Source organism: Paenibacillus sp. 23TSA30-6 (assembly GCF_014858585.1).
Taxonomy (GTDB): Bacteria; Bacillota; Bacilli; order Paenibacillales; family Paenibacillaceae; genus Paenibacillus.
On sequence record NZ_SLTL01000040.1, the window covers coordinates 23,907 to 33,992 of the forward strand.

Below are 10,086 nucleotides of genomic sequence, written 5' to 3' on the forward strand. Positions count from 1 at the left end.
CAGGAAGAAAGTGAAGGTGGGAAAGGTTATTTAACAAGGCTATTCAATGTTTCCTCCAGATTGTAATACCCCTGCTGATTTAGCAGAGCTGACAGGAGTAGGTGTTTCGGGTGTTACCGGGTTAACCGGATTTGTCGGCGTTTCCGGAGTTCCAGAGTTGAGGGGGGCCCCCGCCTCGATCACAGTCACCTTGGCAATCGCCTTCAATTCTGTTCCTTCTACATTGCCCTTTAATTCAAATGAACCCGGAGTAGCATATTGTGCAGGATCAATATTTTCCCACTCTACAGCTACCCATTTAGTGGAGTCTTCTCCATACGTTGCTTCCACTACGCTTGGCAATTCGGGTTTTTCACCCGCGCGAGTAATCACGTTTACTTCTTTTAAAGCCGTGATTTTCTCGGCTCCCGTCAGGCTCTGTGCTGTACCGGAGGCGAGACCTGCCACCTCGGAAGCACTCAGAGCGCGGCTGTAGATGCGGAATTCATCCACCAGACCGTCGAAGTATGGGTCAGGGTACTGAGACTTGCCGATAAAGTTGTTTTTGGTTTGACCCAAACTGGTAGGATTCAACGTCAGGCTGGTATTGCGTCCCACTTCTTTTCCATCCACGTATAAAATACCTGTGGAGCCTGAGAGCGTGACCGCAACGTGTTTCCACACCCCTGTCGGCAGCACAGGAGCCTCAATCGTCTGTTCCTGTCCCTGCCCGTTGCCTTGGTTAGTAATCGCAAACAGCATCGTATTTCCGGCTTTGGGCGTCAGGAACATATATTCATTCGTCCCGGAGCCGAAGTCAAAAATCCGTACATAATCGCTCAGGCTGTTCGCTTTGACCCAACCGGATACGGTCAATTGCTGTGCCCGGCTTACGATGCCCGCCGGGAGCTGCACGTAGCTGTCCTTGCCATTCAGGCTGACGGCATTGCCTTTTTTCCCCGCAGCCCATGCAGCCGTGCCCTTCACGACAGCATCATTGCGACTGTCCGACGAATCCATAGCGACTGAACCGCTGGTTTCGTCAAACTTATACAATGCAAGCTGTTCAAGTAACGGAGCCGCCGGTTCTACGATCACGCTTACTCTGGCCTCAGCCGATAACAGCGAGTCGCTGGATGTCAGCTTGAACACATACGTACCCGGCTCGGAAGCGTCCACCTTCGTACGCAGCGATGTTTTGCTGCTGAACGTAACCTTCGCACCTTGTGGCCCTTCGACCAGACTCCACTCGCTCGTAACCTTGCCTTGTGGAAGTCCATCATCCGTAGCCGTGCCTTTCAGAATGATTGGATCCGGCAGCTTCACCTTGGAAGCTTTACCTGCATCTACGACAGGCGCCTTGTTCGGATCAGGCGTCGTTGATGTCAGCTCCACCGTGTAGGAAGAGGCTGTGCCAATGTCCAATTTCAGCTTGTTGGTAGGTGCATACGCATTAAATTTACCTTGCGATTGACCACCTACTTTAACCAAATACGTTCCTTTCTTCAAACCATCAAATGTAACGTACGTGGAATGTGCTTGACCAGGTGTCTGATTTTTCAGTTGGAGCCATACATAATCCTTGGATGTTGCCAGCTTGGCTTCTGTGTATTGATCCTTTTCCAGCTCAATATACAGCTTTTCCGTGATCAGGTTGACCCGCTTGAACAGGCCATCCAGCGGCTTAATGGTATACACATTGCCGCTTTTGCTTACCTCTGCACCGTAGCCTGTCAATCCGAAGATCGGGTCCACTGCAATGTCGGCACTTAGCGTTTTGAGTGCACCGAACAGTCCAAGATCCGCCTCGCCGCTCATGCCCCGCCAGCCGTTAAAGAGCGGAACATTTTTACCGCCTCCGGTGCCGTTTGTTCCGTTATTACCTTTTTCCGCCTGATACGTCCATGCGACTGCCCCGATGTTGTCAGGGTCGGAGCTGATTTGCCCGGAGTTAATCGCCCCCACATTGGCGATTTTAGCTGCATAGGACAGACGCTGTTGTTCCTCGCGGTGATTGTCCTCATGGTGCCGTATCCAGTCGTCCATCGCATAGCCTGCAAGCGAAGTCGTGTACTGGAAGTTAAACCAGTTCTCCCCGGTAATCGTCACCGGATCAGTATAGTAGTACCATACTGGCATATGTCCGCGTGCTGCACGGGTTTTGGCATTGATTTTACTCATCATTTCCAGCGCTTTGCTTTGCTCGCCTTCTGTATCTATATTCTGCTTGGCTAACGTATATACGGCCTCTTCCCCAGTGTTATCGTAGCTGTATTCGGAGCCGTAAGGATATTTTGTATTTTTAAAATTGTTATATTTGCGATCCATTTTTTCCTTGAGATCGTTCGCCTCATCATCATAGCCTTCATCATGAAGTGCCTGAATAATATCCGGTGTGGTCAGTTCGCCCATCAAGCCCGTTTCCCAGTTGTAAGCGACTGGCCCTTCATACAATGCTTTGAAAATGTTATACGCCCGCAGCAAATACGTTTCCTTCGGCTGCTTGTAAGTGACAAGATCCGGGTATTCCTTGGCAATCTTGTACATGCTGAAATACGTGTTATACACATGCGGGTAAGCGTACCCCCGATAGGTTGGTGTATCGTTCGGCTCCGGCATCAGGAAATCATGAATCAAATAATCCTCATGATGCCCGTTCATCAGATTCGTCCAGATCGCCGTCTCCAAATAATCGTCTACCGCTCGCACCTCTTTGGCAACTGGAGAAAGTGTGTTTTTCTCAGCTAAGAACTGTCCGTGGGTTAGACCCCAATCATCCCCCCAGCCCCAGTATCCGTTGAAAATGTTACGCTTGGATTTGGTATGCATCATCCAATCGTCAAAGACTTTGTCGCGCAGATCACCCGGTACATTCCACTGAGTTTTATCTACCATAAATGTAGCGTGCCGTTGCAATGCTAAATCAATCGGCTCAATGGCATAGAACTGTAAAACAGTCTTGTTACCGTTTCCATACTCCACTGTGATGAAGTTTGGACCCAGTTTGGTGAATTTCAGTTCATAGATGTGGTGCCCTCCAGTCTTGCTGTCCGTCTGCGGAATGACGGTTCCGTCTGGATAAGTCACCTTGCTGATCGCCTGCTTGGTACGCAGATCCACTTTCGCCTTTTGATTCGTAGGCACGATCATCCCCGGTACAACCGTTGTATCCACCAAGTTTTCTTGATACAACGTATCTTTCACATCATGCTCGTCCTTCACCGCCAGAAACTTGAAGCCATAGTTGCGGCTTTGACCGGGGTTCAGGATCAGGCTTGTATTGGGCAAATATCCACGGTTTGTGGACTTAATCACGTTGGAGTGAATATAAAATACATTCAGTCCCTCCAGCCATTTGCCTTCATTCGCCGGATTCCAGGCCCATTTGCTGCCCGGATGCTCCTCATCCCGCCAGTGATCCTGATACTCAAAACCCGCACCTGTCGTGGAATCAGGAATCAGCAGCAGTGAAGAACCAATGCCGCTGGGACGTCCAGCCGTAATATAGGAGCTGTTGTTGCCGACAAAAGAATGCGTTACGACTCTGGTCTCGTAAATCGCATCACCGTTCGTCCACTGCTCATTGAATGGCAAAGGCAGGCCAAAATCACCAATCTCCAACTTTTTGCCACTTGTGTTCTGTACCTGTATATTCCACAACACCGAACCGTTCGACTCCGCTGAATACGTTTCGATGACTTTAAAATTGCGAATGCCTTCTGCATTGCTTGAGTTTTCATACGTGACGGTGATGCGGTTGCCACTGGTCGTGATTTTACGCGCGTCTGCCGACTTGTTCGTCCATGCCTTCGTCCAGCTACCATCGTCGAGTCGGTACGTGAACATCAGTTCACCCAGCCATTGATGATCTGCGGTATTCTGCTCGGGTGTTACCGTTGCGTTCATCACGTACTCCGTTGGGAAAGCATCTCCCTTGATACGGATGGATGAAATTTCGCCATGCTCACCTGTCTGAATCGTCAGCTTGTCATTGGATAGTTCATGGGCCTCCGCCGTGTGCGTCCCAAATAGCACAGACGCCGCGGTTAAAAACAAGAATGCTGCCAATATTCCTTTAAATTTCATCAACACGGCCTCCTTTTGGATCTTGGGGTCCTGATTTGCTTGCCAATCGCCTGAATTCTTTTCATTTCATCGCAACCTCCTCGGCAATGTAAGCGTTACAACTCCATTGTACAAATCCTTGTCCATTGGTAAAATCAACATTTTCAACCGATTTATATAGGATTTCAACCTAATAGGGGGAGGAGTTACGGCAGTGAGTAGCAAGCGCTACGCGTGCAGATAGTTCTTCCGATTGCTGTTATCCCCAGATCTCTTCATTGGAATAGGAATTAAAGGGGAAAATCCGGGGATAGCTTATGCTTACGATGCGAGCTTTCCTTTGGAAAGCTTTTAGCCCGAACGCTCCGCTTCTCCAAAACAATTCTGCCCGCTCCGCTGACCAACCACCGTAAAGTCATCGCCCATTTTAGGGAATTGGGGTGATAGGGAGCTGCAAGTGCGGAGCGGCAAGAAGGCTTACAGCTTCTTGGTTTGTACAGAAAAAGTCGAACACATCAACTCAAAAGGAATGGAGTAAATCATAGTCATAAACAAGTGAGAATTTTATGTGAATGGGCTGCATTATACTGTTAGATCGGCAATCAACAAAGCTACGACAGATTTATCTGAATTAAGATTACAGATGATGGAGAGACAGGAAATTTAGATAGAGAGCAAGGGAGGCATTTTTAGATATACCGGGGTTTGATCAGATTATACAAACGGACACCGTGAAACCGAATGCTGTAGTGGGTGATCGAATCATGGGGTTTTCAAGATGCGAAGGTATTTATTTAAATAGATTCGCTCATAAAGTAGAATTTGGAGTCTGCGTTTGAAAACCAAAAGGAAGGTTTGTAAACTCCATGACGTGGCACGAATGCATTAGAGTCGCGTATGAAAACTAATGACGGAATACAGTAGCGTGAACACCATCGGTTTCTGCATAACGTTTAATCATTTTGGCAAGTTCATTTTGCTGCTTAGTGATTATTTCAGATATTTGGTCCTCCCCATGCCGTCATTCTTTATAGTTCGATTATAGTCCATATTTATCTGTTAAATAAGTAGTAGTGAGAGGATTAGGCAAACATTTGACACGAACGGGATAACGCTCGCTTTGTCATCTGGTGCATAATAAGATGTGAAGTGGGTGTCTGTTTTGAATATCGATTGAGTTGATTTACACATAATAATTAAAAATACTGGAGGATTTTATATGCGAAAAGTAACTTTGAACAATGGGGTTGAGATACCTATACTCGGTTTTGGTGTTTATCAGATCCAAGATGCAAATGAATGTCAACAAAGCGTTTATGACGCTATTATGGCAGGCTATCGGCTGATTGATACCGCTGCCTCTTATTTAAATGAAGAAGCAGTTGGCAGAGCAATCAAACGTAGTGGTGTGACAAGAGAGGAGTTATTTATCACTACGAAACTTTGGGTTCAGGATACTGGTTATGAGCGTACAAAAAAGGCATTTGAAAAATCACTGGAAAGATTGCAGTTGGATTATTTGGATTTGTATTTAATTCACCAGCCATATGGAGATGTGTTTGGTTCTTGGCGCGCTATGGAGGAATTGTATCGTGAAGGAAAGGTCCGTGCAATCGGCGTTAGTAACTTCCATGAGGATCGCCTGATCGATTTGATTATTCATAATGAAGTAGTTCCTGCCGTAAACCAGGTTGAAACGCACCCATTCAACCAGCAAATCGAAAATGCAAAATTCATGAAAGAGAATAATGTTCAGATCGAATCCTGGGCACCTTTCGCTGAAGGGAAAAATAACTTGTTCCAGAATGAAATATTGGTATCCATAGCTGAAAAGTATAATAAATCCGTTGCTCAGGTGGTTTTACGTTGGTTGACACAAAGAGAAGTTGTTGTGATTCCAAAGTCTGTTCGTAAAGAGAGAATTATCGAAAACTTCGATATCTTTGACTTTGAGTTAAGCCAAGAGGATATGGAGTCGATTACTACGTTAGATACAAAACAGAGCCTGTTCTTTTCACATCGCGATCCTGACATGGTGAAATGGATCGGTACCCGTAAACTCGATATCTAACCATCTTTCAAAAGATCACCCGTAGGTTTTGATTATGCCAAAAGAACCAATATTTAACAATAAAGTTAAAAGCATGGAGTAGATGCCCTAAGGAAATCTACTCCTCTTTTTCGTTTGCGGTATCAATGTATTTATTAAGCTAATCTGCCCGTTAGCGTAACAAGGCTGCCATTCAATCCACGGCAGCCTCATGGTTTAGTTTATTGAGCTGCCTCAACAAAGACCTCTTCTTTTGCTTCCCGTTTTACGGCTTCAATCAGTGTTTAGACAATCATTTTACATATTTGAAATTTGCAACTTTCCCCTCTAAGCCTTCCTCATCCTGGTCCGTTCCTCTTCCACCATGAGCTCCCTTCTAAAGGAAGTCTTTATGCATAGGTATACTCCGGTCCCAATCGTTCGATAACTCGATCCAACTGTCTGGTTAGATAAGGCGAAACGTCACCAATGCCAGCCACTGCTTCTAACAAGGGAAAGGGTTGCCCACCCCACGGGCCTTGTGGATCAAAGACTTGTCTACCGATTCGCAAGCCTCCTGTTTCCTTGAAGATGTTCAATCGTTCCAATCCTTCAATAAGCAGCCCGACCGGCAGCGTTTTGTTCCTACGTCGGGACCATTCTGCCAAGAAGGACATGCCGCGTAATATATCATATTCAAAAAACCTCGGAAAGCAAGGCTTCAGCCATTCCATATCGATGACGCTTCTATTTTGTTTAGAACATACAAGACGATGCTCAATTAAATAACGTGCGCCTTCATCTAAGAAAACGGCTTCCTGTTCAGTAAATTCACGGTCTGTATGCCATAAGATAGCTTCAAGCGGAGGAAGTGTTGAAACAATAGAGCTCTTTTTAGAATGAGTATAAGCTTCAGGGTCGCAGTTCAGCCCGCCATCAGGTAACTGATGCTTTAAGAGCCATTCGCGAATCCAAGGCAGTTCCTTGTCCAAATCACAGCCATACGCCATTAGAATCATATAGTATACGGCAAGTTCACAATGGCAGCAATCCATCTTCATCTTATCACTTTCACTTGTTGGATGGTCATCGGCGGATATGATGAAGGTCGGCCAGACCTGAGTTTCGAGTAAATATTTTGCTCCGACAATAGCAGACTCGGGAATTAGTTTCACCTCTCCCATTTCATAAAGAGCACCCATATGCCACCAAGCTCCATCCCATTTTCGACGGCTGCACTCGCCGTGAGTCATCCCCAAATGCGGAGTAGATTCAAGGAACTGTATAGATTCTTCGATTGCTAAACGAATATTTTGATTTGTTTCCATCTGGGTATCTCCTTTTTGATTACCTCTACTTCACGCTTCAGTTAAGCAACGCCTCACCTCGTATACCCTTCCACTCTTAAAAAATTCGATATGTTATTAAACTATCCTGCCCGTTAGTTTAATAAAAAGAGCAGATTGTAACGCCTGCTCAACAATGCGTGATATTCAACTACCGTGTCCCGTTAGCTCAAATATATCTTGCTTAGAGAGACTCGATTCCCCATTCTTTATATAAGTCGTTAAGCTCATGTGATGTCTTTGTAACAAAACTCTTAACCACATCTTCTTTTAAATAAATTGGGGTAATCTGGGGTTCATTGTCCTTATTGCGTAGCCACTGTAGTTGTATATCTCGGTATTGGCTTACTTCAATTTGAGTTAACAATGGTTCAATACTATACGCATTTCCTACTTAGAGCTTGTTGAGAACGGCTTCAGCCCATTCTTTTCTCCTAATTAAATTAAATTCCACCTGATTTGACTCAATATTATAAACTTTTCTTATTTCATCTTTTTTTCCTCGGTACTCACGTTCAAAATTCGAATAAACTGTTTCCGTCCATCTTATGTCCGCATAGATATGAGCAAAATACCCCAGCTATCGCAAAATGGACCATCGGATAAGGCATTCTTGATAACCTCCTAAGTTAAGAAAATCAATAGATGTAGCTATACACCAGCATACTACAACATATTGAAACTAACCCGCCCGTTAGCTGAATAGACTGCCGAATCATGCCTGCAGTCGAGTATACCATCTACCATAATGATTAAGAAAGAAAAGAGAGAGTTGACTGACTTCTTTTCGTCTGAATATACCTTGATTACTTTAAAGTGCTTATGTCACTTTAAAGTGTGTACTTCCTATGTATGGTTAGTTGATGCAAAATAATGTTGTACAAAGAATAGTACAGAAGGAGCTGAAACACTATGAATAATGAATCTACAACAACACGTAAAGTCGCCTTGGTCGTAGGTGCGAATGGTGTTATCGGTCGCAACCTCATTGATCACCTCATCTCTCTTCCTGATTGGGACGTGATCGGTGTATCGCGTCGCGGTGGAGAATCTAGCAACCATGTTCAATATGTGGCTGCGGATCTACTCAATATAGACGATCTTCACGAGAAGTTAAGCGATTTAACTGGGGTAACACACATTTTTTATGCTGCTTACCAAGACCGTCCAACTTGGGCTGAACTTGTTCCACCGAATCTTGCCATGTTAGTGAACATCGTAGAAGTGATCGAACCAATCGCGTCGGGCTTGAAACATGTCAGTCTGATGCAGGGATATAAGGTATACGGCGCACATCTCGGCCCGTTCAAAACTCCTGCTCGTGAGACAGACGCCAACCACATGCCTCCTGAGTTCAATATTGATCAGCAAGATTTCTTAGAACAACGGCAAAAAGGTAAGGCTTGGACTTGGTCGGCACTCCGTCCTTCAGTAGTCTGCGGCTTCTCGCTTGGAAATCCGATGAACCTCGCAATGGTCATAGCGATTTACGCTTCAATTTCGAAGGAACTTGGAATCCCTTTGCGATTTCCAGGTAAGTCGGGAGCTTACAACAGCCTCTTGGAGATGACAGACGCGGGGCTTCTCGCAAAGGCAACAGTATGGGCGGCGACCGACGAGCGCTGTGCGAATCAGGCATTCAACATTACGAACGGCGATCTGTTTCGTTGGAATGAGTTATGGCCAAAGATCGCTCAATACTTTGGCATGGAAACAGCGCCTCCGTTGCAGATGTCTCTGGACGTTGTCATGGCGGACAAGGAGCAGCTTTGGAACAAAATGGTTGAGGAACATGGGCTTGCTCGGAATTCCTATAAAGATGTATCCTCTTGGCTATTCGGCGATTTCGTATTTGCATGGGATTACGATTTTTTTGCCGACGGAACGAAGGCTCGTCGTTTAGGCTTTCACGAATTCGTCGATACCGAAGCAATGTTTATGAACATCTTCAACGACTTCCGCAAGCGTAAAGTCATCCCGTAAACTACCGTATAAAATAAGAAAGCCGACCTTGTATTGGGTCGGTTTCTTAACTGTTATTTACGTCTGTAAGCATTGGATTAGCCAGAACAGTAGCCTTTCCCTCGTACTTTCTCTCTATATGCGAATCCCCCCAACGGCACATCAGATGTAGGAGTTCCTTTAGACTCCAGCCGTAGTCTGTCAACTCATACTCAACTCTAGGTGGTACCTGATTATAGGAAATACGTAAGATGACGCCCTCTTCTTCAAGCTCCCGAAGGTGCTGCGTTAACATCTTTTGAGTAATTGCGGGAATCAAGCTCTTAAATTCATTATTACGTTTCTTACCGAATGTCAAATGAAAGAGAATAACAGGTTTCCATTTCCCACCAATTACCTCTAAAGTTGCCTCAACTGCAGTGTTGTAAATTTTTTCAGTCTTTTTCACACAACTTGCCCCTTTTCGAATATTTCGACACAGGTCATTGGTAACTCCTGATGAACTGGAGCCATTAATTGTCCCTATTAAACATTATAACCAAAATATTACGCTATCCTGCCCGTTAGTTGAGAAAACGACAGCCACTTTATCGTCTACCGTCTCCTCATGCTTATTGAACTATCGTTACCCGTTAGAATTCCTGTAGAATGAATAATTTGGCCTTTGCACAAAAACGAGCGCCTCGGTACGATGGGGTTGCACAC

At 45.2% G+C, this 10,086-nt stretch carries 5 protein-coding genes and 1 pseudogene; 3 read left to right on the plus strand and 3 right to left on the minus strand.

Annotated elements, in window-relative coordinates; translation table 11 throughout:
- Window positions 1–39: 39 nt before the first annotated feature.
- Window positions 40–4,065 carry a DUF5695 domain-containing protein gene (locus E0698_RS24010; protein WP_192513146.1) on the minus strand — a complete coding sequence of 1,342 codons (4,026 nt, stop codon included), beginning with the start codon at window positions 4,063–4,065 and terminating at the stop codon, window positions 40–42.
- A 547-nt stretch (window positions 4,066–4,612) separates the two neighbouring features.
- Here E0698_RS24010 and E0698_RS27155 point away from each other — a divergent pair.
- Both E0698_RS27155 and E0698_RS24015 read left to right on the plus strand, forming a co-directional pair.
- Window positions 4,613–4,880: pseudogene (locus E0698_RS27155) on the plus strand (GNAT family N-acetyltransferase); the annotation flags it as partial.
- A 383-nt stretch (window positions 4,881–5,263) separates the two neighbouring features.
- On the plus strand, window positions 5,264–6,115 hold the full coding sequence (locus E0698_RS24015; RefSeq protein ID WP_192513147.1) for an aldo/keto reductase: 852 nt from the start codon (window positions 5,264–5,266) through the stop codon (window positions 6,113–6,115).
- A 368-nt stretch (window positions 6,116–6,483) separates the two neighbouring features.
- Here E0698_RS24015 and E0698_RS24020 read toward each other — a convergent pair whose 3' ends face one another.
- Window positions 6,484–7,401 carry a hypothetical protein gene (locus E0698_RS24020; RefSeq protein WP_192513148.1) on the minus strand — a complete coding sequence of 306 codons (918 nt, stop codon included), beginning with the start codon at window positions 7,399–7,401 and terminating at the stop codon, window positions 6,484–6,486.
- A 930-nt stretch (window positions 7,402–8,331) separates the two neighbouring features.
- Between E0698_RS24020 and E0698_RS24025 the strand changes: the two genes are divergently transcribed.
- Complete coding sequence (locus tag E0698_RS24025; RefSeq protein ID WP_192513149.1) at window positions 8,332–9,402, plus strand: SDR family oxidoreductase; 1,071 nt, start codon at window positions 8,332–8,334, stop codon at window positions 9,400–9,402.
- A 46-nt stretch (window positions 9,403–9,448) separates the two neighbouring features.
- On the opposite strand, the gene E0698_RS24030 is transcribed toward E0698_RS24025, so the two are convergent.
- Entirely contained in the window at window positions 9,449–9,829 is a 381-nt protein-coding gene (locus E0698_RS24030) for a winged helix-turn-helix transcriptional regulator (protein WP_025685981.1), read from the minus strand.
- Window positions 9,830–10,086: the final 257 nt, after the last annotated feature.